The following is a 24,766-nucleotide window of genomic DNA, read 5'->3' as shown; positions in this document are numbered from 1 at the left end:
AGGTTCAGCCGCGTCACTCTCGAACATGCGGCGAATTTGTTCTTGAAATGTTCCGGTGGCCTGTTACAGTTCCCATGATGTTCAGGGAGCTCGTTATGGTCAATCGCCTGCTCGGATCTGCTGCCCTTTTTGCCAAGCCGCTTCGTCTGCTCGCCCCTCTGCTGCTGCTCGGCCTGATGGCGAGCCTTGTGCCCGCCCGTGCCCAGGATCGCCGCCAGAACGCGCCTGGCGCGTTCGATTTCTACGTGCTGTCGCTGTCCTGGTCGCCCTCCTACTGCGCCGAAGCCGAGGAGCGCGGCAGCGGCGGACGCTCGCAGCAGTGCAGCGGCCGGCCCTTCTCCTTCGTCGTGCACGGCCTATGGCCGCAATATGAGAGCGGCTATCCCGAATATTGCGCGCAGCCCTCGCCCCGCCTGCCCCGCAACATCATGGTTTCGATGCTCGATCTGATGCCGGCGCCGGGGTTGATCTACAACGAATGGGATAAGCACGGCACCTGCTCCGGCCTGCCCGCCAAGGCCTATTTCGAGACCATTCGCAAGGCGCGCGCCGCGATCAAGATCCCCGAGGAATTCCTGTCCTTGTCCGACACCCGCACGGTGGCACCGGCAGCGGTCGAGGACGCCTTCGTCAAGGCCAATCCGGGCCTGACCAATGCCGGTGTCGCGGTCACATGCAACCGCACCCGGCTCAGCGAAGTCCGGATCTGCCTGTCCAAGGAGCTGCAGTTTCGCGCTTGCGACGAGGTGGATCACCAGGCCTGCCGCCGCGACGAGGTGACGATGCCGCCGGTCAGGGGCGGCTAGGTCCTTCCATCCCCTGCGGAGCCTGTCATCGGGTCCGCGCGCAGCGCGGCCCGATGACAGGCTCCGCACCGTCGCTGGACGATGCTTCGCATCGCCAGGAGAACCATGATGCCACGGTTCCTCGTTCCCGCCTCATCCTTCGAGACGGCCACCTGCGGCCCCTCAGGATGAAGCGATGCACTCAGTCTTGCTGCATGGAGTTGACGTTTGCCGGCGTAACAGTTGCTTTCATCCGCCGATGTCGTAACTCAGGCCATGAACTACCGTCACGCCTTCCACGCTGGCAGCTTTGCCGACGTCATCAAGCACATCGTGCTGGTGCGTATCCTGACCTATCTGCAGGAGAAGCCGGCCGCCTTCCGCGTCATCGACACCCATGCCGGGGCCGGCCTTTACGACCTCTCTGGCGAGGAGGCGAGCCGCAGCGGCGAATGGCTGACAGGCATTGCCCGCGTCATGCAGGCGCGTTTCACCGAGCGGGCGATGCCTTTGATTGCGCCCTATCTCGATATTGTCAGGTCGTTCAATACCCCTCCCGCGCTTACTGCCTATCCGGGCTCGCCGCTCATTGCCCGCGCGCTGCTGCGGCCGCAGGACCGCATGACGGTCTGCGAGCTTGCTCCCATCCCACGCAAGCATCTGATCGATGCGCTCCGGCGCGACACTCAGGCCCGCGTCGTCGATCTCGACGGCTGGACCGCCCTGCCCGCCTTCGTGCCGCCGAACGAGCGCCGCGGCCTGGTGCTGATCGATCCCCCGTTCGAGGCCAAGGACGAATTCGAGCGGATGGGCGAGCGCTTTGCCGCCGCCTACGCCAAATGGCCGACCGGGATCTACGTGCTGTGGTATCCGGCGAAGAGCCGGCGCGCCACCGACGAGCTGGCTGACCGCGCGCTAGCTGCTACCGCGCAATCGAAACCGCCCGGCAAGCTCCTGCGGGTCGAGTTCAGCACCGGGCCGCAGATCGAGGGCGAGGCGCTGGCGTCGACCGGACTGCTCGTGGTCAATCCACCCTGGACGCTGCATGACGAGCTCAAGCTGCTGCTTACCGAATTGCAGAAGCCGCTCGGCCAAGGGGGTTCTGCGCGTTACCGGCTGGAGTTCCCAAAACCTTGAAGCGGCGAGCCGCGGAAAATTCGTAGTCAATCGCCGAGGAACCGTATTATGCTGACAGTTGTAAGACTGGCTTTACGTTCCGCTTCCGCGAATGGTTGCGGCGGGGTGATCAAGGCCTAACAAGAATCCGGCTGGTTCGGGCTCGCGAGGCCCGGGCTCGTCAAGGTGGCCACGCTTTCCGACAAGTGATGTCCGGTCGGACGCTGCGCGTGCGGGCGCGGTGGAGGAAGCAATGCGGGGGAGGAGTTTCCCGATGGCCATGACTGGGACGGTCAAGTTCTTCAATGGTGAGCGCGGCTACGGCTTCATCAAGCCGGACGATGGCGGACGCGATGTGTTCGTGCACATCACGGCGGTGGAGCGTGCCGGCCTGAAGGATCTGACTGAAGGACAGCGTATCAGCTTCGAGGTCGAGCCGGACAAGAAGGGCAAGGGCCCCAAGGCGGTCAACCTGGTGCTGTCATCGTAAGGCCGGCTGGCGACATCAGCCGGTCCGGCTTCCGCCGGGCGTGCGGCGAATGTCCGGGCCGGGGTGCGAACGTCCTTTTAGTTTATCGCTTGATCGCGTGAGCCGCCGGCGACAGGGCCGGATGACGTGCGGGGCAGATTTGTCTGCCGAAGGCCGCCGCAGAGGCATGCGCGGACGAACGCAACTCAGACAAGTGCAGGCAAAAAAATTCCGGCCGCGAGCGGCCGGAAGGTCATGCTGTTGTTGCCGTTTCTTCTTCCTATCAGAAATGGAAGTTGATGCCTGCGCGAACCAATCCAAACCGATAGTCGTTCTTCGCCCCCGTAACCACGAAATTGCTGTTGTCGAGATCGACATAGAGATATTCGATCTTGGCGCTCCAGTTCTGCGCCAGGCCGAACTCGGCGCCGGCGCCGAGCGTCCAGCCCGCGGTGGTGTGCGATTCCGAGACGCCGCCGAAAGTCATGCCCTTCAGTTCGCCGAACGCCAGACCGCCAGTGCCGTAGAACAGGATGTTGTTGAAGGCGTAGCCGGCGCGGCCGCGCACCGTGCCGAACCACGGGTTGGAGAACTTCCATGGCGCGAAGGTATCGTCGGCGCCGGTCAGGTTGATGTCGCCCTCGACGCCGAACACCCACGGGCTGCCGTTCTGCCAGTTGTAGCCGGCCCCGACGCCGCCGGTGATGCCGGATGGCTTGGTCGGATTATTGCCGACGCTGCCCCATTCGTAGCCAAGCGTGCCACCGAGATAGGGCCCGGCCCAGCTATAGGCGTTGAGTGGCTGGTACACCGTGTAGGGCGCGCGCGGCGCGTAGCCGAGATCGGCGCCCTGCGCCATGCCTGCGCATCCAATGGCCGCCAGCGCCATCGCCCCCACAACGAACCTGTTCATGCCCTTCTCCACGCGAACCGCCGCTACCGAACCGCCACTGCCATGGCTTCGCGAGGCGCCCGCACGGGCCAATCCGAAGCGTTCGTGGTTACGGAACTGCAGCTTTTTTCGAGAAGGTTTATCGAGAGTCTTAAGTTAAAGCGTCATTAAGCCGGGTTACCGCGCACTTAACGTCCTTAATGAAGCGTTACGCTGCAACGTGTTGTAAAGACACGCCTGCTGCAGCCTGTGCATGGATCGCCCCATGACCGGTCCGACTGCTGGCGGCGACGGCCACAAACGCCTAAATTCGGATCATGACCACCCACAGTTCCGATCCGTCCAAAGCGCCCGAGGCATCGCCTGCGCCGGAGAGCAAGCGCGGCTCCGCGCCCGACCTACCGCCCGAGAACCTGGATACCCCCGACATCGATCCGGCCGACGCCCGCGCCGGCGAGGAGGAGGACGAAGGGCGGCTGCCGGATCTGTCCGAAGAGAGCCTCGAGGCCGTCGCGGAGGGCCCACTCGCGATCGGCCACGCCGCGATCGAGAAGGCGGTACGGCTCGCCCCCACCTCGCCCGGCGTCTATCGCATGCTCAATGCGAACAATGACGTGCTCTATGTCGGCAAGGCCAAGAACGTCAAAAAGCGCCTGTCGTCCTACGCCCGCGTGAACGCGCCGCTGCCGGCGCGCATCCTGCGCATGATCGCGGCCACCGTGAATGTGGAGATCGTCTCGACCGGCACAGAAACCGAGGCACTGCTGCTCGAGGCCAACCTGATCAAGCAGCTGAAGCCCCGCTTCAACGTGCAGCTGCGCGACGACAAGTCGTTTCCCTACATCCTGCTCACGGGCGACCATTGGGCGCCGCAGATCCTCAAACATCGCGGCGCGCAGTCGCGGCCCGGCCGCTATTTCGGTCCGTTCGCTTCGGCCGGCGCGGTCAACCGCACCATCACGGCGCTGCAACGCGCCTTCCTGATCCGCTCCTGCACCGACTCCTTCTTCGAGAGCCGCACCCGCCCGTGCCTGCTCTACCAGATCCGTCGCTGCGCCGGCCCCTGCACCGGCGAGATCGACTTTCCCGGCTATACCGAGCTGGTGCGCGAGGCGACCGACTTCCTCTCGGGCCGCAGCCATGCGGTGAAGCAACTGCTCGCTGCCGAGATGGAGAAGGCATCCGGCGAGCTCGAATTCGAGACCGCGGCCGTCTATCGCGACCGCCTCGCGGCGCTGTCGGCGATCCAGTCGCAGCAGGGCATCAACCCGCGCACGGTGGAAGAAGCCGACGTGTTCGCCGTCCACCAGGAGGGCGGCTATTCCTGCGTCGAGGTGTTCTTCTTTCGCACCGGGCAGAACTGGGGCAACCGCGCCTATTTCCCGCGCGCGGAGAAATCGTTCACGCCGGAAGAAGTGCTCGGCGCTTTCGTCGCGCAGTTCTACGACGACAAGCCGCCGCCCAAACTCATCCTGCTCTCGCATGAGATCGAGGAAAGCGAGCTGCTTGCGGAAGCGCTCTGCGTCAGGGCCGGCCACAAGGTCGAGGTCTCCTGCCCGAAGCGCGGCGAGAAGAAGGAGCTGGTTGCGCACGCGCTGACCAATGCGCGCGAGGCGCTCGGGCGCAAGCTCGCCGACACGGCAACGCAAGGCCGGCTCTTGGAGGCGATGGCCGCGACGCTTGCCTTGCCACAGGTGCCGAAGCGGATCGAGGTCTACGACAACAGCCACATCCAGGGCACCAACGCGGTCGGCGCCATGATCGTCGCCGGTCCCGACGGCTTCATCAAGAACCAGTACCGCAAGTTCAACATCAAGTCCGAAGGGCTGACGCCGGGCGACGATTACGCGATGATGAAAGAGGTGCTGCAGCGCCGCTTCAAACGGCTGATTACGCCGTCGGAGAAGGATACCGCGCGCGCCAAGGAGGACGACGTGCAGCAATGGCCCGACCTCGTCATCATCGATGGCGGCCGCGGCCAGCTCAATGCCGTCCGCGAGATCTTCACCGAGCTCGGCGTCGACAAGGTCGCGCTGATGTCGGTCGCCAAGGGGCCGGACCGCGACGCCGGGCGCGAAACCCTGTTCATCCCCGAGCGCGAGGCAATCAAGCTCGAGCCGCGCGATCCCGTGCTGTACTTCATCCAGCGCCTGCGCGACGAGGCGCATCGCTTCGTGATCGGCTCGCACCGCAAGCTGCGCAAGAAGGACATCCGCGAGGCCGGCCTGCAGGAGATCCCCGGCATCGGTCCGTCACGCAAGCGCGCCCTGCTGCATCACTTCGGCACGCTGAAGGAAATCGAGCGCGCCTCGATCGCCGACCTCGGGAAGGTGCCGGGCGTCTCGGCCGAGAGCGCGCGAAAGATCTTCGAGTATTTTCACAGTACGCCGAACTGACCGCCGGTGATGTCGTCGCCGCTCAGAACGGCTTGACGACGACGAGAATGGCGATCGCACTCAGGCTTGCCATGATCGCCACCGGCACGTGCCGGAGCCATCCAGGAGACGTCGTATCGCGCAGGCTGAGTCCGCGCAGCTTCGCCGCAAGCACGCCATGCAGGGCCGATAACAGGACGACGATTGCGAGCTTGATGATCAGCCAGGGCGAAGGAAACCATTGCCCGAGCATCGCGAGCGCAAGGCCGGCTGCCCAGACGACGAACATCGCGGGCGACGTTACGCCTGTATCGAAGCGCTGGATTGCCTCGATCAGAGGCCTGTCTGTAACTGACTTCGGTATCCCCGCGCTTGCTAACGCCGCAACCAGCAGCCCGCCGGTCCAGACCAGGACCGCAGCGACGTGCAGCGCTTTCAGCCAGAGATAGATCATGAGGCTGCAAGCACGGCCTGCCGCCGGGCGAGTGCGCGTTCGTTGATGAAAGCACCGAATGGGATCAGCGCACCGCACGCATCCGGCGCAGTTGGGACAGCGCCTCGGCGCGTTGCTGCGGGCTCATCACTCGACCTCCTTCAGCACTTTCTCGATATTGGCAAGTCGCATCTCGATCCGCGCGAGCGCGCTGTTGATGGTGCCAAGCAGCTCAGCGTTCGTCTCCTGGGCGCGCGTCGCCTTGTCCGCCAGCGCCCGATAGCCGTCGTCGCTCGCGATCCGCTGGCTCGCCTGGCGGATCGCCGCGAAACATTTCATCGCAAAGACGAGAATGATCGTGACCAGCGCGAGGATGGTCACGAGCAGAAATACCGAGGCCTTGTCAGCCATGCTTGTCTCCTTGAGATGCCAGGTTTGCCGCGGTGGCGCTCAGCGTCCGCACCGCCGCCGCGATCTCTTCCGGCGTCAGGGCGATGTCGAATGGAGCGACCTCGAAGAAGTTCAGCGCCTTGCCGTCCGGCGACAGCTCCATCCGGCTTGTCACCAGGCCGGCGTCCTCGAGCTTGCGCAGGTGCAGATGCAAGAGCGGCCGGCTGATGCCGAGCTCCCGTGCGAGCTGGCTGACATAGCTGCGCCCTTTGACGCGCAGCGCCGCCACGATCCGCAGCCGATGCGGATTGGCGAGCGCCGACAGCGCTGCGAGCAAAAGGTCTCCATCCGTGGGCACACAGGCCTCCTGACCACCTGTCAGAATATTCTTACAGGTGAGGAGATGCCGTCAATCAAAAATGTCACCCGAAATAGATTTATTACATATCCCTTATGACCTGGCGATCGGCGGCTCATTGAGCGCATCGGCGAACTTGCGCATCAGCCGCACCAGTTCGTCGACCTCGCGGGCGTCCCAGCTTTCGAAGATGACGCGGCCGATCCTCTCCCGCGCGGAATCCACCATGTCGGTCATCGCCTTGCCCTTCGGCGTGATCACCGCCTCGCGCACGCGCTTGTCCGCTGCACTGCCCTGCCGGGCGACAAGGCCAAGAGCCTCCAACTTGGCGACCTGCCGGCTCACGGTGGTGTAGTCGCGCCCCACCCGGTCGGCCATCTCCACCACGCCGATCGGCCCGAACCGCTCGATGCCGACCAGCAGCGGAAACAGCGCGCGGTCGAGTGCAATCCCGGCTTCCTTGATCAGCACCTCGTCGCGCTGCGGCCGGTTCATCGCCGCGGCGATATCGAGGAGCGCGCCATGCAGCTCGCGCAGCCGCTCACTAATATGTGTATTTTGCACGTTTCTGCTTGCCGGCATCGATCCGCTCCGATATGCGTGCATTATACACACATATGGATGGAGCGCATCATGAAAGCCGCCATTGTTCGGCAACCCGGCGAGACGCCGATCTTCGGCGAGTTTGAAACTCCGGCTGCAGCCGCCGGCGAGCACCTGATCAGAGTGACCGCCGCTGCGATCAGCCAGATCACCCGCGGCCGCGCCTCGGGGAGACATTACAGCTCGAGCGGGGCGTTCCCGTTCGTGCCTGGAATCGATGGCGTCGGTCGCCGTGAGGATGGCAGCCGTGTCTATTTCGTGCTGCCGCGCTCGCCCTACGGCGCCATGGCCGAGCAGACCGTGGTGCCCACCTCACACTGCCTGCCGCTGCCGGACGATCTTGATGACGTCACCGCGGCCGCAATCGCCAATCCCGGCATGTCGTCATGGGCCGCGCTACGCGAGCGCGCCAGACTCCGCGCGGGCGAAACCGTGCTGATCAACGGCGCGACCGGGATCTCGGGGCGACTCGCGGTGCAGATCGCAAAACACCTCGGCACCGCCAAGGTGATCGCAACGGGACGAAACGCCGAGGCGTTGCAGCAACTGGCGGCGCTCGGCGCCGATGCCACGATTCCCCTCATCGAGGATGGCGATGCGCTGGAGAACAGCTTCAAGCCGCATTTCGCTGAGGGCGTCGATATCGTGCTCGACTATCTCTGGGGACGCAGCGCGGAACGCCTGTTGATATCCGCAGCCAAAGCGGGCGCGGAGGCGAAGCCGATCCGCTTCGTACAGATCGGATCGATGAGCGGCGGCGACATCACGCTGCCGAGCGCCGTGCTGCGCGCCTCCGCGATCGAACTGATGGGCAGCGGCATCGGCAGCATTCCGCTCGAGCGCCTGGTCGCGATGACTGGCGAGCTGCTGCAGGCGACCGTCCCCGCCGGGCTCAGGATTGCGGTCGATCCGGTCCCCCTCGCCGGTATCGCAAAGGCCTGGTCGCGCAACAGCTCCGCGCATCGGACCGTCGTGCTGCCGTAGATAAAATTTTACCCGGATGAAATATATGCTATTATCACCCGGGCAATATCACGTGAGGCGGTCATGACTCCCAATCAGCGCAAGGCGGCGATCACCGCCTACAAGGAACGCAAGACCGCAGGCGGCATCTACGCCGTGCTCTGTCGGCCATTGAACCGGCGCTGGATCGGCCGCACGGCGGACCTCGACAAGATCCAGAACCGGCTCTGGTTCACGCTGCGGCAGGGCACGAGCCCACACGCCAGCCTGCAGGCCGCATGGAACATGCACGGTCCCGGCGCCTTCGCCCTCGAAGTGGTGGAAAAGATCGATGACGAGGCGCTGGACTTCGTCCGGGAGCGGATGTTTGCCGAGCGCCTCGTCCATTGGTGCGAGGTACACGGCGCCGACGCGATCTAGTCCTAGTCCGTCCGCCGCCCGTTTACCCTGACTGACGCACTCGAACAGGCCTGCTTAAGGAATCGTTGCGGCGTGTTGCCGTCCGCGCCGCAGTTCCTATGTTCGCAAGGCCTTCTTTGCGATTCGCGTAATATCTTCGTCATCTCCGAGGGGCCAAAAGTGCTCTACGGTTGACGTCCGCACGACAGAAGTATTGGTACACCGGATGAACATTGCGACCACCCGCGGCACCGCCCGGACCTCGATGTCCCTGCCGAACATCCTGACCTATGCGCGGATCGCCGCCATCCCGGTCGTGGTGGGCTGCATCTATGCCCAGTCGATCCTGGATTATCCGCTGTGGCTGCGCTGGGTCGCGGTTGCCGTGTTCATCGCCGCCGGCGTGACCGACTATCTCGACGGCTATTACGCCCGGATCTGGAACCAGCAATCGGCATTCGGCCGCATGCTCGATCCGATCGCCGACAAGCTCCTGGTCGCCTCCTGCCTGTTGATGCTGGCGGCCGACGGCATCATCCATGGCTGGACGCTGTGGGCGGCGATCGTGATCCTGTGCCGCGAGATCCTGGTGTCGGGCCTGCGCGAATATCTCGCTGGCCTGCGCGTTTCCGTGCCGGTGACCAAGGTCGCGAAGTGGAAAACCACGATGCAGCTGGTCGCGATCGGCTTCCTGCTCGCGGGCGAGGCCGGCGACATGGTGGTGCCGGTGGTGACCCAGATCGGGCTGCTGTTGCTGTGGGCGTCGGCGATCTTCACCATCTATACCGGCTATGACTATTTCCGCGCCGGCATCCGCCACCTCGTCGAGGAAGACGCGCGATGAAGGTGAAATATTTCGCCTGGGTGCGCGAGCGGATCGGCAAGGCCGAGGAGACGCTCGAGCCGCCGGCCGATGTGCGCACCGTCAGCGAATTGATCGTCTGGCTGTCCAATCAGGGCGAAGGCTATGCCTATGCTTTCGAGAAGCCGAAGGTGATCCGCGCCGCCATCGACCACACCCATGTGCAGGCGGATGCAGCCATCGCAGGCGCGCGCGAGATCGCATTCTTCCCGCCGATGACCGGCGGCTAGATGACCGTTCCAAGGTCTCAGTCCTATTGATACAGCCAATGATGGCCCCCATTGTCATCGTCCGCCACCCGGTCCGGCCTTCGGCCGGCCGGATGACAGGCTCCGGCGGACGATCCAGTACGCCGTGACATCTCGGCTCGATCTCTTCTGCCGCGGAGTACTGTATGCTCCGCCGGCGCGGAGCATACAGCGGTGAAGATGGCTAGAGCTCACCCCCATCCCAGGACCGACGCCGCCTCTGCGGCGCGTGACAAGAACGCGCCGGACGAGTAGTCAGTGACCGCATGACCGCTATCGCCACCATCCGCATCCAGGAGCAGGATTTCGACACCGCGCGCGAGATCGCGGCGCTCAGTCGTGGCCGCACCGACATCGGCGCCATCGTCTCTTTCTCCGGCCTGTGCCGCGCCGATGATGGCCTCACTGCGCTGACGCTCGAACATTATCCAGGGATGGCCGAGGCCGAGATCCAGCGTCACGCCGACGAGGCGCTGGCGCGCTGGCCTCTGCAGGGCCTCACCATCATCCACCGCTACGGCCGGATCACGCCGGGCGAGAACATCGTGCTGGTGGTCACCGCCTCCAGCCATCGTCAGGCGGCGTTCGAGGCCGCGGAGTTCTTGATGGATTACCTGAAGACGAACGCACCGTTCTGGAAGCGCGAGGAGAAGCCGCAAGGCGGCGGCGACTGGGTCGAGGCCAAGAGCCACGACGACGAAGCCTCCGCGCGCTGGAAGTCTTGATGGCGAAATCCGTCAAGACGACCGCGACGCGCAAACCCGCCGCGCCGAAGCTGCCGAAGGTCGGCGCCGGCGAGTTGCAGACCGTGCTCGACCATGTCCGCTATGCGGTGAGCCGCTTCCAGGAAGCGAACATCGTGCTCGCGCACGGCACCACCGACCCGATCGCGGAGGCCGCCTTCCTGGTCGGCGAAGCGCTGCATCTGCGCCCTGAGCAGTTCGAGAGCTTTGCAAGCGCGCGCATTACCGCGGCCGAGAGCAAGACCGTGCTCGATCTGGTCGCCGCGCGCGTCACCACCCGCAAGCCGGCCGCTTATCTCGTCAACAAGGTCTATATGCGCGGCCTGCCATTCTACGTGGACGAGCGCGTCATCGTGCCGCGATCCTTCATCGGCGAGCTTCTGGAATCCCATTTCGGCGGCGCCGATTCCGAAGGCGCCTCGCTGATCGACGATCCCCTGGCGGTCGAGAGCGTGCTCGATCTCTGCACCGGTTCAGGCTGTCTGGCAATCCTTGCCAGCCGCCATTTCCCGAACGCGGTGATCGAAGCTGTCGACATTTCCAAGGACGCGCTCGCCGTCGCGGCGCGCAACGTTGCCGATTACGGGCTGGAGGGGCAGATCACGCTGCATCGCGGCGATCTTTTCTCTCCTCTCAGCGCGCGCCGCTACGACCTGATCATCAGCAACCCGCCTTATGTCGATGCCGAGGGCATGGCGTCGCTGCCGCCCGAATGCCGCGCCGAGCCCGCGCTCGCCTTCGACGGCGGCGCCGATGGCCTCACCATCATCCACCGCATCCTCGAACAGGCCCGCGATCATCTGACGGCCGAGGGCGGACTGCTCTGCGAGGTCGGCCGCGACCGGCCGCAGATCGAGGCGGCCTATCCGGACCTGCCGCTGCTGTGGCTGGATACCGAGGAGTCCGAAGGCGAGGTGTTCTGGATCGCGGCCGCGGATCTCAGCTGATTGGTGCGCCCTCTGCACTGACTGGTGCTATGTCCAACGCTCATTCGTTCCAGCGCGCAACCGCTGTGCACAATCCGCCCAGCAGGGTGGCAGGAACGCCGGTCCTTTAGCGTTTCCGTCCGTGCTCGAAGCTGATAGTTTGTCGTCAGCCTGGGCACGCGGCCCGCGTCAGCGCCGTTTGCTCCAGACTGATTCAAGCACGATCCTTTCGGGCAACTGCTTGCCCCTTTTCGGATCATGCTGTCGCCGTCGCATCACCTGAATGTCCGAAGAGGTCACCATGCTGGACAAGAGCCCCCGCCCCACTGTTGCCGTTCCGAACGATCTTGCCGCGCATTGGATGCCATTCACCGCGAATCGGGCGTTCAAGAAGAACCCGCGCCTGCTCGCCGGCGCCAAGGGCATGCATTACATCACCGTCGACGGCCGCCACATCATCGACGCCGCCGCCGGCATGTGGTGCTCCAACGCCGGCCACGGCCGCGCCGAGATCGCGACCGCGATCGCCAAGCAGGCCGAGGCGCTGGATTATGCGCCGCCGTTCCAGTTCGGCATTCCGCAGGCCTTCGAGCTCGCCAGCCGCATCGTCGACCTGGCACCGGAAGGCCTGGATCACGTGTTCTTCTGCAATTCCGGCTCGGAAGCGGCCGACACCGCGCTGAAGATGGCGCTCGCCTATCACCAGCTCAACGGCCAGGGCAGCCGCACCCGCCTGATCGGCCGCGTCCGCGGCTATCACGGCGTCGGCTTCGGCGGCACCTCGGTCGGTGGCATCGTCAACAACCGCAAGCTGTTCGGCAATCTGTTGACCGGCACCGACCACATTCCCGCGACCTATGATCGCGAGAAGCAGGCCTTCACCAAGGGCGAGCCGGAGTATGGCGCGCATTTCGCCGACGAGCTGGAGAACCTCGTCAACCTGCACGGTGCCAACACCATCGCCGCCGTGATGGTCGAGCCGATGGCCGGCTCGACGGGCGTGATTCCGGCGCCGAAGGGGTACCTGAAGCGCCTGCGCGAGATCACCCAGAAGCACGGCATCCTGCTGATCTTCGACGAGGTCATCACCGGCTACGGCCGGCTCGGCCACGCCTTCGCCGCCGAGCGTTACGGCGTCACGCCTGACCTGCTGACATTTGCCAAGGGCGTCACCAATGGCGCCGCGCCGATGGGCGGCGTGATCGTGCGCGACATCATCCACGACGCTTTCATGAGCGGCCCGGAGCATATGGTGGAGTTCACCCATGGCTACACCTACTCGGCGCATCCGATCGCCTGCGCTGCCGGCCTCGCCACGCTCGACATCTACCGCGACGAGAAGCTCTTCGAGCATGCCAAGGCGCTCGAGCCGAAATTCGCCGACGCCGTGATGTCGCTGAAGGGTCTGCCGAACGTGCTCGACATCCGCACGGTTGGTCTGACCGCCGGCATCGACCTCGCGGCGCTTCCCGATGCGGTCGGCAAGCGCGGCTATCAGGCGATGGAGACCGCCTTCCACAACAACGACCTGATGCTGCGCATCGCCGGCGACACGCTGGCGCTGACCCCGCCTTTGATCGTGACCGAGGACCAGGTCGGCGAGATCGTCGACAAGGTCGGCAAGGTGATCAAGGCGGTCGCGTAGTCGCCATCGCGTCATTGCGAGCGAAGCGAAGCAATCCAGAATCAAAAAGAAAGTCTGGATTGCTTCGTCCGCTTCGCTCCTCGCAATGACGGGATCTTTCGGTTGCTATGGCAATCTCTACAATGGCGGCCCTTGCGGCCGCCATTTTCATTTACCCCCCGCTCACTCCGGCAGACCCGCCTTGCGCAGGCCGTCCATGAAGATCGCCTGATGCTCGGGCGATCGGATGACGAGATAGTCCGACAAATTCGAGATCCGCATGTTCGGATCGAGCTCGCGCACACGGGCCACCGCCTGCCGCGCCCGGATCTGTCGGCCGGCCAGCGCGTGCGAGGCGGCAATCACGGCGAGCACCAGCAGGAAGCTCGGCATGTGCAGGAACGATTCCTCCGCCCAAGACGAGGCGAGGTCGTAGCGGCCGGCGAACATATGGGCCGCGGCGATGCCGGCTTTCATGCGGTACATCTCGGGATCGAGCGGCGACAGTCGCATCGCCTGCGCGAAGCGTGTCAGCGCCCCGTCGATGTCGCCGTCCCACATCCGCGCATAAGCACTGAGCGCCCAACTAAACGCCAGGTTCGGATTCAGCACCAGTGCACGGTCGATGAGCGCGATGCCGGCATCGATCTCGCCCGCGAGATGCAAGAGCGCGTGCCCGCTGCGTGCCAGCGCCACCGCATCATCGCGGCCATACTCGGCGCCGCGCCGCGCCAGACGGATGCCCTCGGCGCTTTCCTGCTCGCGATCCTCCATCCAGCCGGACACCTTGCGCCAGAAATAGCACCACGCCGCCATCGCATGAGCGGCACCGAACCGCTCATCGCGTTCGATGGCTGCGCGGAACAGCGTGATCGCCTCCGAGATCGCGGGCCGGCTGCCCTGATGCAGATGCGCGACCCCGCGCAAGTAGCAATCATAGGCGCTCAGGCTCGTGGTCGGCTTGCCCTTGGCCCGCTCGATCTCCGCCAATTCGAGCTGCGGAGCGACCGCGCCTGCGATGCTGGCGGCGACTTGCCCCTGCAGCTCGAAGATGTCGTCGAGCGCGCTCTCGAAGCGCTCGGCCCACAGATGCGCGCCCGTCGTCGCATCGATCAGCTGCGCCGTGACCAGCACCCGATTCAAAGCCCGGCGCACGCTGCCCTCGACGACGTAACGCACGCCGAGCGCACGCCCGATCTCGCGAATGTCGATGGCGCGGCCACGGAACACGAAGCTCGAATTGCGCGCGATCACGAACAGCCATCGCACCCGGGACAAGGCGGTGATAATGTCCTCCACGACGCCGTCGGCGAAATAATCCTGCTCGCCATCACGGCTCAAATTGTCGAACGGCAGCACCGCGATCGACGGCTTGTCCGGCAGGCCCGGCGCGTCCACCGGTTGCGGGTGGGCAGAGGCCGCTTCGAGACGCGCAGTCTCCTCGAGCGAGGCGACCTCGGTGACATCGGCGACGAAGCGAAAGCCCTTGCGCGTGACGGTGCGGATCAGCCGCTGATCCTGCCCGCTGTCGCCAATCGCCTTGCGCGCCGCATTGATGTGGCTGGTGAGTGTGGATTCAGAGACGATACGGCCCCGCCAGACATGATCGAACAGGTCATCCTTGCTGACCACGCGCCCACGATGTTCGATCAGGTAAGCGAGCAGGTCGAACACGAGCGGGCCGACCGCAATCGCTTGGGAATCGCGCCTGAGTTCGCGGCGGTCGAGATCAAGCGCGTGATCGGCGAACAGGAACTGCATACCGAATTCCTCTGTCACATCCCTGGCATGCGCATCGTGGGAGATGTGGCGCATGCTATCGCGGAGATGGCGGTGCGCTCCCTCTCCCCGTTCCTACGAGGGTTGGGGTGAGGGGCAGACGCTGGCTCAGCGTGCGCCGTTGGAGCTGTACCCCCTCACCCGGATGGCATCTTCGATGCCATCCGACCTCTCCCCGCAAGCGGGGCGAGGTCAACCGAGCGCGCTGCGAGATGTGCGCACATCCTTGGCTTCGTCGACCGCAATTGGACGTCCCGCCAAGGTAAAATCAAGACAAATCCAGGATCGCGGCAAAGCGCACCGTGCAATTTCAGAACATCTTGTGCACGTGATCGCGATGAGGCGCGATCGATTGTCGCAAGGAGAACCATCATGAAGATTGTCATCATCGGAGGTTCCGGCCTGATCGGCAGCAAGCTCGCGAGCTGCTTGCGCGAGCGCGGCCATGACGTGCTCGCGGCATCTCCCAGCACCGGCGTCAACAGCATCACGCGCGAGGGGCTCGCGGAGGCGATGCTTGGCGCCGGCACAGTCGTCGATGTCTCCAACTCGCCGTCCTTCGAGGACAAGCCGGTCATGGAGTTCTTCGACCGCTCCAGCCGCAATCTGCTCGCGGCGAGCAAGGCCGCCGGTGTCTCGCATTATGTCGCGCTATCGATCGTCGGCCTGGAGCGGCTGCCGGACAGCGGCTACCTGCGCGCCAAGCTGGCGCAGGAGACCCTGATCAAGCAGTCCGGCATCCCCTATAGCCTGCTGCGCGCCACCCAGTTCTTCGAGTTCCTCCCCGCCATTGTCGCAGGCGGCACCGAGGGCGACACCATCCGCCTGTCCTCGGCGCAATTCCAGCCGATCGCGTCAGACGACGTCGTCGCGGCGCTGACGGACATCGTGCTGAGCGCGCCGCTGAACGGCACGACCGAGGTCGGAGGCCCTGAGCGCGATGGCATGGACGCGTTCGCGCGGCGCTTCCTTGCCGCGAAGGGCGACCGCCGCGTCGTGATCGGCGATCCTGCAGCGCGCTATTTCGGCGCGATCCTGACCGACGAGTCGCTGACGACAGGACCGGAGGCACGCATCGGCACGATCACCTTGGAGGACTGGCTGAAGCGCACTGCGCAGGCCGCCTGACGGCTCGGAACATTCCAAATCCCTCCACGTTCATCCCGGCAAGGCGCGCCTTCGACACCATCTCGATCTCGCGGCGCGCCTCAAACGGCTTATCGTCGGAGGAGACGGGCATGCTCGCGCCACCAGGTGATCTGTTGCGGGCCGGCTTCGAGATGAAGCTCAACCGGGTGAAGCGCGCCACCCGCTCCTACATGCGTGACCGCACCCGCCAGGCGACGGGGACAGTGACGTCCTACGCCGTTGCGGCCGGCCTGTTTGCGGTGGCGGGCATCTTCCTGATCGCTGCCTGCCTGGTCGGCCTGGATGCGCTATTCCGCTGGGTCGAGCTCAAGTACGGACCGTTTCCAGCCTTCGGCGTGATCGGCGGCATCCTGGTGCTGCTGGCCGCGGCTTGCGCCGGCTTCGCCATGTTCAAGCTGCGGCGGCCGGCACCGAAATTTCCATCCCTCGGCAGCCGGCTACGGGTGGCGATCGCCTCGCCGCTCGTTCGGGAGCCGGCGGCGGACGAGGTTGATCCCGACACCGTTCCGCTGGCGCCATCGTCGTCGCACCGAATCGCTGCGCGCAACCGCAGCGGGGTCAGCGTGCCGGTGGCGTTGAGTGTCGCGGCGCTGCTGCTGGGCTGGGCCGCCGCGCGCCGGCGGCAGCATCGCGGTCACGACAGAGCAATGGCGGATGCAAGGCGCGCCCGGGACGACGGATAGTCTGCCCCCCCGATCGCCGCGGGTGCCGTTCCGATGTATGCAACCGCTCGCGCGGCGCCGGAGATCGAACTGCAAGCGCAACCAGAATGCTGATCTTGAGTCGTCAGCAACATTGAGACATCAAGCCGCGATCTTGCGTCGCAGCCTCAGCACAACCCGTCGGAATTGCGCGCCTCATGTCACCTCATGGAACGTGCGCAAATGACACGAATCACTGGAAATCGTTGAACCATTCCGGCTTTTGAAAGGCGCCTCCTATCCTCGCGAATCACCAACGGTGATAGGATTCGCCACGGTTGGGAGCGTCGCGCAGCATGATTCGTATCTCTACGATTTTCGTCGCCATCTGCATGGTATTGGTCGCAGCATCGCTGGGCCTGATCCTGTATTCGGTCGCAGGGATTTCCGGCTCGGAATCCGCGATCGTGGCGCTCACCGCGCTGACCTTCCTGATCCTCTACAACGCCATATCGATGCGGCTGCGCGACCGTACCGACATCGGCAGCCAGATCGCCGACCTGTCCCGCGGCACCGCAGACCTCGCCCGCCAGGTCGCCGAATTCGGCCGGCGTCTGTCCGCGGTTGAAGGCCGCCTGGTTTCGTCGAATTCGGCCAGCGCCGAGCGGCTGCAGGGCGTCATCGGCGAGATCAATGAGCTCGGCGGGCTGGTGAGGCAGCTCGCTACCTCGGTCGCGCAGCACGAGGACCTTCTCGTGGCGGCGGCGCCCGCGACGAATGCGACGCCGGATCAGGACGCGATCGAGGCCGAGGTCTCGCCGGTGACGAATCTGCGCAACCAGCAGGCCGCGGCGCCGAGCCTCCAGCCGGAGGTGGCTCCGCCTCTGCCCCCGCGGCAGGCCCCCCTGGTGCGGCCGCCGGAGCCGCGGGACCAGATCGCGCCGCGGGCGGCGTCTGCCGCCCCCGCGGCAGCACCGATTCCAGCACCCGCCGCCGCTGCGGTGCCGGCCGTGAGCGAGCCGATCGGCTCGCGCACCCAAGCGCAGGTGCTGGCAGCCGTACGCAGTGCGATCGAGCAGAACCGCATCGACATCTATCTGCAGCCGCTCGTCACCCTGCCTCAGCGCAAGGTGCGCTTCTACGAGGCGGTGACGCGGCTGCGCGACGAGCGCGACCAGATCCTGACCGCGGAGGACTTCATCGGCATCGCCGAGGCCGGCGGCCTGGTGGGGCGGATCGACGGCATGGTGATGCAGCGCTGCGTGCAGGTGTTGCGCCGGCTGATGGTCCGCAACAAAGAGGTCGGCATCTTCTGCAATCTGTCGTCGGCCACGCTCAGCAATCCCGCTGTCTTCGCGCAATGCCTGGATTTCCTGGAGGCGAACCGCGCGCTCGCTTCGTCCTTCGTGATCGAGTTCAAGCAGAGCACCTTGCGCGGCCTCGGGCCGACCGAAACCGAGCACCTCGCAGCGCTGGCGCAGCGCGGCTACCGCTTCTCGATCGATCACGTCACCGATCTGCGCTTCGAGCCGCGCGACCTCGCCGACCGCGGCGTACGCTACATCAAGGTGCCGGCGGCGCTGCTGCTCGATCCCAAGCAGAGCTCGGCGTCGGACATCCACCCGTCGGATCTTTCGGACCTGCTCGGACGCTTCGGCATCGACCTGATCGCCGAGCGGATCGAGGGCGAGCGTTCGGTGGTCGACCTGCTCGATTACGACGTGCGCTTCGGCCAGGGCTTCCTGTTTGCGCCGCCCCGGCCATTGCGGCCGGAGGGTGCATCTGCTACCGGCGGGGCCGCTGCGGGCACAAGCAACGCACAGGACATCAAGCTTCAGGACTCCAATGCCGGCAACCCAGCACCTCAGGTCTCCAGCGCCCCCACGCCGCCGCGCGCGGTCGGCAACGCTGCGCTGGCGCGCCGCATCAGCGGCACGGCCTGAACTGCGATCCGGCGCTGAACCTCGCCCGGCAGGCCACAACCGATGACCGCGCTGCATTTCGTCGAGCGGCTCCGCGATCTCGTTGGCGGCAAGCAGGTCGTGCTCTCCGACATCTGGGGCGTGGTCCATAATGGGCTGGAAGCGTTTCCCGATGCCTGCGAGGCGCTGCATCGCTATCGCAGCGAGGGCGGCACCGTCATCCTGATCACCAACGCGCCGCGGCCGGCCGATTCCGTGCAGCGGCAGCTGCGCAAGCTCGGCGTCGCCGACGACGTCTATAACGCCATCGTCTCCTCCGGCGACCTCACGCGGCACTACGTCGCCGCGCATCCCGGCGGCAAGGTGTTCTGGCTCGGGCCCGAGCGCGACAACTCGATCTATCGCGGCCTGGCGCTGACCATCTCGCCGCTCGAAGAGGCCGACTACATCATCTGCACCGGCCTGTTCGACGACGAGACCGAGACGCCGGATGATTACCGGCCGATGATGCTGCGCGCCCGCGAACGCAAGCTGCCGCTGATCTGCGCCAATCCGGACATCGTGGTCGAGCGTGGCGACCGGCTGATCTACTGCGCCGGTGCCATCGCCGAGCTCTATCGCGAGCTCGGCGGCGAGGTGATCTTCTACGGCAAGCCGCACCAGCCGATCTACGAGCGCGCAATGGAGCTCGCGGCCGCCCATGTCAGCCACCCGATCACGCGCGACAAGGTGCTGGCAATCGGTGATTCCGTCCGCACCGACCTCGCCGGCGCGCACGGCTTCGGCATCGACCTCTTGTTCGTCACCCGCGGCATCCATTCCGAGGAATTCGAAGGCGTCGAGCAGCTCGACCCGGCTTCGGTGAAGGAGCTGTTCGGCCACCCGCCCCGCGCCCTGATGCGCGAGCTGAAGTGGTGATCAAATTGAAAATGCCCGGCCTTTCAGCCGGGCATTTTCAATTTCGCTGCGGCCTAGACGCGTTAAGGCTTAGGCGTCCTGCAGGTCCGGGAACACCGCGTCGATCTTGGTCTTCAAGGTGGCGGCGTTGAACGGCTTGACGATGTAGTTGTTCACGCCGGCCTTCTTGGCGGCGATCACGTTCTCAGTCTTCGACTCCGCCGTGATCATGATGAACGGCGTGGTGGCGAGATTCGGATCGGCGCGGACCTCGCGCAGGAGGTCATAGCCGGTCATCGGCTCCATGTTCCAGTCCGAGATCACCAGGCCGTACTTCTTGGCGCGCATCTTGTTCAGCGCCATCGAGCCGTCGCTGGCGTCGTCGATATTCTCAAAACCGATCTGCTTCAGAAGATTCCGGATGATACGGATCATGGTGCTGTAATCGTCCACGACCAGCACGGACATCGATAGATCAACCGCCATCTTACTCCCCTACACGCGAACACGAACGCGTCGACTGATGACTTCATAATTTTCCACGCAGACGGGCCGTGAGCCCTCCGCCATCCACTGCCAGCACTAGCATCAGCCCTTAAACAGCCCGTTAATCTAACAACGAGCGAATACGGCCAGGACGACAACCAGGAATGAGGAAAGCCGCGCAACTTGACTTCCCCATACCGTCCGCGCCACGGTCCAAACGATGCTGGGCGTCCACCGGGCTCCCAGGCTCCCATCCCCTTGGACTCCCTTTAAAAATGCCTGCCTTCACTGTCATCCGCGACTCGACGCCGCAAGAATCCATCCCCCGGGGCGCCGTCGTTGCGATGGGCAATTTCGATGGCGTTCATCTGGGCCACCGGGCCGTCATCAACGCCGCGCTGGAGATGGGCCGCGCCCATGGCCGCCCCGCGCTGGCGCTGACCTTCGAGCCGCACCCGCGGCGCTTCTTCAGCCCGCACAGTCCCCAGTTCCGGCTGACCGACGAGACGGCCAAGCTGCGGCTGCTGGCCGGAACTGGGCTCGCCGGGGCCATCGTGATGACCTTCGACAAGGCCCGGGCGCAGACCACGGCGCAGGATTTCATTCACCATGATCTGATCGGACGGCTCGGTGTCTCCGGTATCGCGGTCGGCTACGACTTTCACTTTGGCAAGGGCCGGGTCGGCTCGCCGGGCCTTTTGGTCAACGAGGCCCCCCGGCTCGGCATCGAGGTCGACGTGCAGGCTCACGTCGACATCGAGGAGCGGCCGGTCTCCTCGACCGCAATCCGCGAGGCCCTGGCCGAAGGCCAGCTGGATGATGCCACCACCATGCTGGGCGGCCCCTGGTTCGTCACCGGCGCGGTGATCCATGGCGACAAGCGCGGCCGCGATCTCGGCTATCCCACCGCCAATATCCGGCTCGACCGGGATTGCGGGCTCAAGCACGGCATCTACGCGGTTCGGGTGGCGAGGGGCCGCGGCGCGGACCGGGTGCTGGTCGATGGTGTCGCGAGCTTCGGCCGCCGGCCGACATTCGACAACGGTGCCCCGCTGCTGGAGGTGTTCCTGTTCGATTTCAAGGGCGACCTCTATGGCGAGACGCTGGACGTCGCCTTCATCGGCTATATTCGCGAGGAGCTGAAATTCACCGAGATCGACGCCCTGGTGCGTCAGATGAACGACGACAGCCGCCAGGCCCGCGCCCAGTTGGCCGCCAATCCGGACGCATTCCCGAAACTCGGCGAGATCGACTAAATCGGTCTCCGGGCTTTGCGAAATCAGCCCGCGGCTGCTATGGAGAGAACCCCATGTTGACGCGGCGCACCATCGGCATTAGCGGCCCGGCTTCCGCCTGAGCGTTTCTCGCTCGGCGCAAGACCGGGATGTTCTCGTTCGCCAGTCCGCGATCCCTACGCGTTTCGCGCCCCCTTTAGCCAAGCCAGCTAACCAGCCAGATCACGATGTCCGAGAAGCCGCAAAAGTCCGACGCTACAGACTATTCCAAAACCCTGTTCCTGCCGCAGACGGAGTTCCCGATGCGCGCCGGCCTGCCGCAGCGCGAGCCGGAGCTGCTCAAATACTGGAACGAGATCGACCTCTACGGCAAGCTGCGCGAGAACGCCAAAGGCCGGGCGAAATTCGTCCTGCATGACGGCCCGCCCTACGCCAATGGCAACATCCATATCGGGACGGCGCTCAACAAGATCCTCAAGGATCTCGTCACCAAGAGCCAGCAGATGCTCGGGCACGATTCGAACTACGTCCCCGGCTGGGACTGCCATGGCCTGCCGATCGAATGGAAGGTCGAGGAGGAGAATTACCGCAAGAAGGGCAAGAGCAAGCCTGACTTCCGCGACTCCGCCGCGATGGTCGCCTTCCGGAAAGAATGCCGCGCCTACGCCAACCGCTGGCTGGACGTGCAGCGCGAGGAGTTCAAGCGGCTGGGCGTGATCGGCGACTGGGATCACCCCTACGCCACCATGACCTATCCGGCCGAAGCGCAGATCGCCCGCGAGCTGATGAAGTTCGCCGCCAACGGCACGCTCTATCGCGGCTCCAAGCCTGTGATGTGGAGCGTGGTCGAGAAGACCGCGCTCGCCGAAGCCGAGGTCGAATATGAGGACTACACCTCGGATACCGTGTGGGTGAAGTTTCCGGTCACCTCGCCGGCGCATGGCGCGCTTGCGGGTGCATCGGTCGTGATCTGGACCACCACGCCCTGGACCCTGCCCGGCAACCGCGCCATCTCGTTCTCGCCGAAGATCGCCTATGGCCTCTACAAGGTCACCGATGCACCCGCCGACAATTGGGCCAAGGTCGGCGATCTCCTGATCCTGGCGGACGCACTAGCCGAGAGCGTGTTCAAGCAGGCGCGCGTCACGGCCTATGAGAAGGTGCGTGACATCCCCGGCGATACGCTGGACGCGGTCGAATGCGCGCATCCGCTGAGGGGCTTTGCCGGCGGCTATGAGTTCACCGTGCCGCTGCTGCCGGGCGAGCACGTCACCGACGACGCCGGCACCGGCTTCGTGCACACTGCGCCCGGCCACGGCCGCGAGGACTTCGACGTCTGGATGGCGCATGCCCGCGAGCTGGAGAGCCGCGGCATCAACATCACGATCCCCTACACGGTCGACGAGAACGGCGCCTTCACGGACCACGCGCCGGGCTTTGTCGGCAAGCGCGTGCTCAACGACAAGGGCGAGAAGGGCGATGCCAATGAGGCTGTGATCAAGGCGCTGGTCGAGAAAGGCATGCTGCTCGCGCGCGGCCGGCTCAAGCATCAATATCCGCATTCCTGGCGCTCCAAGAAGCCGGTGATCTTCCGCAACACGCCGCAGTGGTTCATCGCGATGGATAAGGACATTGCTGATGGCGGCAAAGCCAAGTCCGGCGATACGCTGCGCGCCCGCGCGCTCCAGGCCATCGCGGTGACGCAATGGGTGCCGGCATCAGGCGAGAATCGCATCACCGGCATGATCGAGGCCCGGCCGGACTGGGTAATCTCGCGCCAGCGCGCCTGGGGCGTGCCGATCGCCGTGTTCGTGCGCGAGACAGGCGACGGCTCCGCCGAGATCCTGCAGGACGAGGCCGTCAACAAGCGCATTGCCGACGCCTTCGAGCAGGAAGGCGCCGACGCCTGGTATGCCGAAGGCGCACGCGAGCGTTTCCTAGGCTCCCTCGCCAATGAGAGCTGGAAGAAGGTCGACGACATCCTCGACGTCTGGTTCGATTCCGGCTCGACGCACGCGTTCGTGCTGGACGATCCCGTGCACTTCCCCGGTCTCGCTGGCATCAAGCGCAAGGTCGATGGCGGCCGGGACACCGTGATGTATCTGGAAGGCTCGGACCAGCATCGCGGCTGGTTTCACTCCTCGCTGCTGGAGAGCTGCGGCACGCGCGGCCGCGCGCCGTATGACGTCGTGCTGACGCACGGCTTCACCCAGGACGAGCACGGCCGCAAGATGTCGAAATCGCTCGGCAACACCATCGAGCCGCAGGCCGTGATCAAGGAGTCGGGCGCAGACATCCTGCGGCTGTGGGTTGCCGCCTGCGACTACACGGACGACCAGCGCATCGGCCCGGAGATCATCAAGAACACCATCGAGACCTATCGCAAGCTGCGCAACACCGTCCGCTGGATGCTCGGCACGCTGCACCACTTCAAGCGCAGCGAAGCCGTGGCTCACGCCGATATGCCGGAGCTGGAGCGGCTGATGCTGCATCAGCTGAGCCAGCAGGCCGAGATCGTGCGCCGCGCCTATGCCGCGTTCGACTACAAGACGGTGGTCGCTTCGCTCGCTGCCTTCATGAATTCGGAGCTGTCGGCGTTCTATTTCGACATCCGCAAGGACACGCTGTATTGCGATCCGCCGTCCTCGGTGGCGCGCAAGGCGGCGCTGACCACCATCGACCTGATCTGCGATGCGATCCTGAAGTGGCTGGCGCCGGTGCTCTCCTTCACCTGCGACGAGGCGTGGCGGATGTATCGTCCGGACGCCGCGCCGTCGGTGCATCTGACGTTGTTCCCGGACACGATGGAGCAATATCGCGACGCCGCCCTGGCGGCGAAGTGGGAGACGATCCGGGACGTCAGACGTGTCGTCACCGGCGCGCTGGAGCTCGAGCGCGCGGCCAAGAACATCGGCTCCTCGCTCGAGGCCTCGCCGATCATCTATGTCGCCGATCGCGCGCTGCTCGGCACCTTGTTCGATGTCGACCTCGCCGAGGTCTGCATCACCTCGAACTACGAGGTGCGCGAGGACGACGCACCAGCAAGTGCGTTCCGCCTGGACAGCGTGCCGAGTGTCGCCGTCGTGGTCGAGAAGGCGGTCGGCACCAAATGCGCCCGCTCCTGGAAGATCCTCCCGACCGTCGGCGAGGACAAGGACTATCCCGACGTCTCCCCGCGCGATGCCCAGGCGCTGCGCGAATGGAAGGCGCTGGGAGTAAGTGTGTAGTCGTGGCGCGCTCGCTGCTACAAACTCCGCTGTCGTCCCCGCGAAAGCGGGGACCCATAACCACCTGCGGTTCTCGTAGACAAAGGAAGATGACCCGCAGCTTTTCCACCGATTGTTATCACGCGGTATGGGTCCCGGCGTTCGCCGGGACGACAGCTGCGGTTGCCGCGAGCATCTCCGCATGACCGCCAGCTTCGCGCCAGTACGATCGCCCCAAACTCCGCCGTCGTCCCTGCGAAAGCAG

General features: G+C 65.0%; 24 protein-coding genes. 17 read left to right on the top strand and 7 right to left on the bottom strand.

Annotation, left to right across the window (positions count from 1 at the left end; all coding sequences use genetic code 11):
• Positions 1-95: 95 nt before the first annotated feature.
• From P6U24_RS09810 to P6U24_RS09800, 3 genes are all read left to right on the top strand, one after another.
• A complete protein-coding gene (locus tag P6U24_RS09810) occupies positions 96-806 on the top strand; it encodes a ribonuclease T2 family protein (RefSeq protein WP_407158924.1) in 711 nt (236 codons plus the stop codon).
• A 255-nt stretch (positions 807-1,061) separates the two neighbouring features.
• Positions 1,062-1,922 carry a 23S rRNA (adenine(2030)-N(6))-methyltransferase RlmJ gene (locus tag P6U24_RS09805; protein WP_407160410.1) on the top strand — a complete coding sequence of 287 codons (861 nt, stop codon included), beginning with the start codon at positions 1,062-1,064 and terminating at the stop codon, positions 1,920-1,922.
• A 253-nt stretch (positions 1,923-2,175) separates the two neighbouring features.
• Positions 2,176-2,391 carry a cold-shock protein gene (locus P6U24_RS09800; RefSeq protein WP_006612991.1) on the top strand — a complete coding sequence of 72 codons (216 nt, stop codon included), beginning with the start codon at positions 2,176-2,178 and terminating at the stop codon, positions 2,389-2,391.
• A 262-nt stretch (positions 2,392-2,653) separates the two neighbouring features.
• Here P6U24_RS09800 and P6U24_RS09795 read toward each other — a convergent pair whose 3' ends face one another.
• Positions 2,654-3,283 (bottom strand): outer membrane protein, encoded by a 630-nt coding sequence (locus P6U24_RS09795; protein ID WP_407158923.1) that lies wholly within the window; start codon positions 3,281-3,283, stop codon positions 2,654-2,656.
• Between the two features lie 296 nt (positions 3,284-3,579).
• Here P6U24_RS09795 and uvrC point away from each other — a divergent pair, with 296 nt between their 5' ends.
• On the top strand, positions 3,580-5,658 hold the full coding sequence (gene uvrC, locus P6U24_RS09790; protein WP_407158922.1) for an excinuclease ABC subunit UvrC: 2,079 nt from the start codon (positions 3,580-3,582) through the stop codon (positions 5,656-5,658).
• A gap of 22 nt (positions 5,659-5,680) precedes the next feature.
• Here uvrC and P6U24_RS09785 read toward each other — a convergent pair whose 3' ends face one another.
• The 4 genes from P6U24_RS09785 to P6U24_RS09770 form a co-directional block, all read right to left on the bottom strand.
• Positions 5,681-6,091: a CopD family protein gene (locus P6U24_RS09785; protein WP_407158921.1), complete on the bottom strand. Its 411-nt coding sequence runs from the start codon at positions 6,089-6,091 to the stop codon at positions 5,681-5,683.
• Positions 6,092-6,217: 126 nt separating this feature from the next.
• The gene (locus P6U24_RS09780; protein ID WP_407158920.1) at positions 6,218-6,481 is read right to left on the bottom strand and encodes a hypothetical protein; all 264 of its coding nucleotides are present in this window, start codon (positions 6,479-6,481) and stop codon (positions 6,218-6,220) included.
• Positions 6,474-6,818, bottom strand: a complete 345-nt coding sequence (locus P6U24_RS09775; protein WP_407158919.1) for an ArsR/SmtB family transcription factor — start codon at positions 6,816-6,818, stop codon at positions 6,474-6,476. Before P6U24_RS09775 ends, P6U24_RS09780 begins: the two co-directional genes overlap by 8 nt.
• A gap of 93 nt (positions 6,819-6,911) precedes the next feature.
• Entirely contained in the window at positions 6,912-7,400 is a 489-nt protein-coding gene (locus P6U24_RS09770) for a MarR family winged helix-turn-helix transcriptional regulator (RefSeq protein WP_407158918.1), read from the bottom strand.
• 51 nt (positions 7,401-7,451) lie between these two features.
• On the opposite strand from P6U24_RS09770, the gene P6U24_RS09765 reads away from it, so the two are divergent.
• From P6U24_RS09765 to P6U24_RS09735, 7 genes are all read left to right on the top strand, one after another.
• On the top strand, positions 7,452-8,405 hold the full coding sequence (locus tag P6U24_RS09765; protein ID WP_407158917.1) for a zinc-binding alcohol dehydrogenase family protein: 954 nt from the start codon (positions 7,452-7,454) through the stop codon (positions 8,403-8,405).
• A gap of 63 nt (positions 8,406-8,468) precedes the next feature.
• Positions 8,469-8,804: a GIY-YIG nuclease family protein gene (locus tag P6U24_RS09760; protein WP_407158916.1), complete on the top strand. Its 336-nt coding sequence runs from the start codon at positions 8,469-8,471 to the stop codon at positions 8,802-8,804.
• Positions 8,805-9,009: 205 nt separating this feature from the next.
• Positions 9,010-9,627, top strand: coding sequence for a CDP-diacylglycerol--glycerol-3-phosphate 3-phosphatidyltransferase (gene pgsA / locus P6U24_RS09755; RefSeq protein ID WP_407158915.1), 618 nt, complete (start codon positions 9,010-9,012; stop codon positions 9,625-9,627).
• Positions 9,624-9,875 (top strand): molybdopterin converting factor subunit 1, encoded by a 252-nt coding sequence (gene moaD, locus P6U24_RS09750; RefSeq protein ID WP_407158914.1) that lies wholly within the window; start codon positions 9,624-9,626, stop codon positions 9,873-9,875. Before pgsA ends, moaD begins: the two co-directional genes overlap by 4 nt.
• A 284-nt stretch (positions 9,876-10,159) precedes the next feature.
• Positions 10,160-10,618 carry a molybdenum cofactor biosynthesis protein MoaE gene (locus tag P6U24_RS09745; RefSeq protein WP_407158913.1) on the top strand — a complete coding sequence of 153 codons (459 nt, stop codon included), beginning with the start codon at positions 10,160-10,162 and terminating at the stop codon, positions 10,616-10,618.
• Positions 10,618-11,583, top strand: a complete 966-nt coding sequence (gene prmB / locus P6U24_RS09740) for a 50S ribosomal protein L3 N(5)-glutamine methyltransferase (RefSeq protein WP_407158912.1) — start codon at positions 10,618-10,620, stop codon at positions 11,581-11,583. The genes P6U24_RS09745 and prmB overlap by 1 nt, the downstream gene beginning before the upstream one ends.
• A 280-nt stretch (positions 11,584-11,863) precedes the next feature.
• Positions 11,864-13,207, top strand: coding sequence for an aspartate aminotransferase family protein (locus P6U24_RS09735; RefSeq protein WP_407158911.1), 1,344 nt, complete (start codon positions 11,864-11,866; stop codon positions 13,205-13,207).
• 162 nt (positions 13,208-13,369) lie between these two features.
• Here P6U24_RS09735 and P6U24_RS09730 read toward each other — a convergent pair whose 3' ends face one another.
• Positions 13,370-14,947 carry a winged helix-turn-helix domain-containing tetratricopeptide repeat protein gene (locus P6U24_RS09730; RefSeq protein ID WP_407158910.1) on the bottom strand — a complete coding sequence of 526 codons (1,578 nt, stop codon included), beginning with the start codon at positions 14,945-14,947 and terminating at the stop codon, positions 13,370-13,372.
• A 390-nt stretch (positions 14,948-15,337) separates the two neighbouring features.
• Between P6U24_RS09730 and P6U24_RS09725 the strand changes: the two genes are divergently transcribed.
• From P6U24_RS09725 to P6U24_RS09710, 4 genes are all read left to right on the top strand, one after another.
• Positions 15,338-16,093, top strand: a complete 756-nt coding sequence (locus P6U24_RS09725) for an SDR family oxidoreductase (RefSeq protein ID WP_407158909.1) — start codon at positions 15,338-15,340, stop codon at positions 16,091-16,093.
• A 110-nt stretch (positions 16,094-16,203) separates the two neighbouring features.
• Complete coding sequence (locus tag P6U24_RS09720; RefSeq protein ID WP_407158908.1) at positions 16,204-16,797, top strand: phage holin family protein; 594 nt, start codon at positions 16,204-16,206, stop codon at positions 16,795-16,797.
• A gap of 314 nt (positions 16,798-17,111) precedes the next feature.
• On the top strand, positions 17,112-18,698 hold the full coding sequence (locus P6U24_RS09715; protein ID WP_407158907.1) for an EAL domain-containing protein: 1,587 nt from the start codon (positions 17,112-17,114) through the stop codon (positions 18,696-18,698).
• Between the two features lie 42 nt (positions 18,699-18,740).
• Complete coding sequence (locus P6U24_RS09710) at positions 18,741-19,595, top strand: TIGR01459 family HAD-type hydrolase (protein ID WP_407158906.1); 855 nt, start codon at positions 18,741-18,743, stop codon at positions 19,593-19,595.
• Between the two features lie 69 nt (positions 19,596-19,664).
• Here the strand turns inward: P6U24_RS09710 and P6U24_RS09705 are convergent, their stop codons facing one another.
• Positions 19,665-20,060, bottom strand: coding sequence for a response regulator (locus P6U24_RS09705; protein WP_407158905.1), 396 nt, complete (start codon positions 20,058-20,060; stop codon positions 19,665-19,667).
• A 275-nt stretch (positions 20,061-20,335) separates the two neighbouring features.
• Between P6U24_RS09705 and P6U24_RS09700 the strand changes: the two genes are divergently transcribed.
• Together P6U24_RS09700 and ileS are read left to right on the top strand one after the other, a co-directional pair.
• Positions 20,336-21,316: a bifunctional riboflavin kinase/FAD synthetase gene (locus tag P6U24_RS09700; RefSeq protein ID WP_407158904.1), complete on the top strand. Its 981-nt coding sequence runs from the start codon at positions 20,336-20,338 to the stop codon at positions 21,314-21,316.
• Positions 21,317-21,522: 206 nt separating this feature from the next.
• Positions 21,523-24,522 carry an isoleucine--tRNA ligase gene (ileS, locus tag P6U24_RS09695; protein ID WP_407158903.1) on the top strand — a complete coding sequence of 1,000 codons (3,000 nt, stop codon included), beginning with the start codon at positions 21,523-21,525 and terminating at the stop codon, positions 24,520-24,522.
• Positions 24,523-24,766: the final 244 nt, after the last annotated feature.

Origin of the sequence: Bradyrhizobium sp. STM 3557, from assembly GCF_045571465.1 — a bacterium.
Lineage (GTDB): Bacteria > Pseudomonadota > Alphaproteobacteria > Rhizobiales > Xanthobacteraceae > Bradyrhizobium.
The sequence above is the reverse complement of the archived record's forward strand: the minus strand, read 5'-3'. Positions and strand labels throughout refer to the sequence as shown.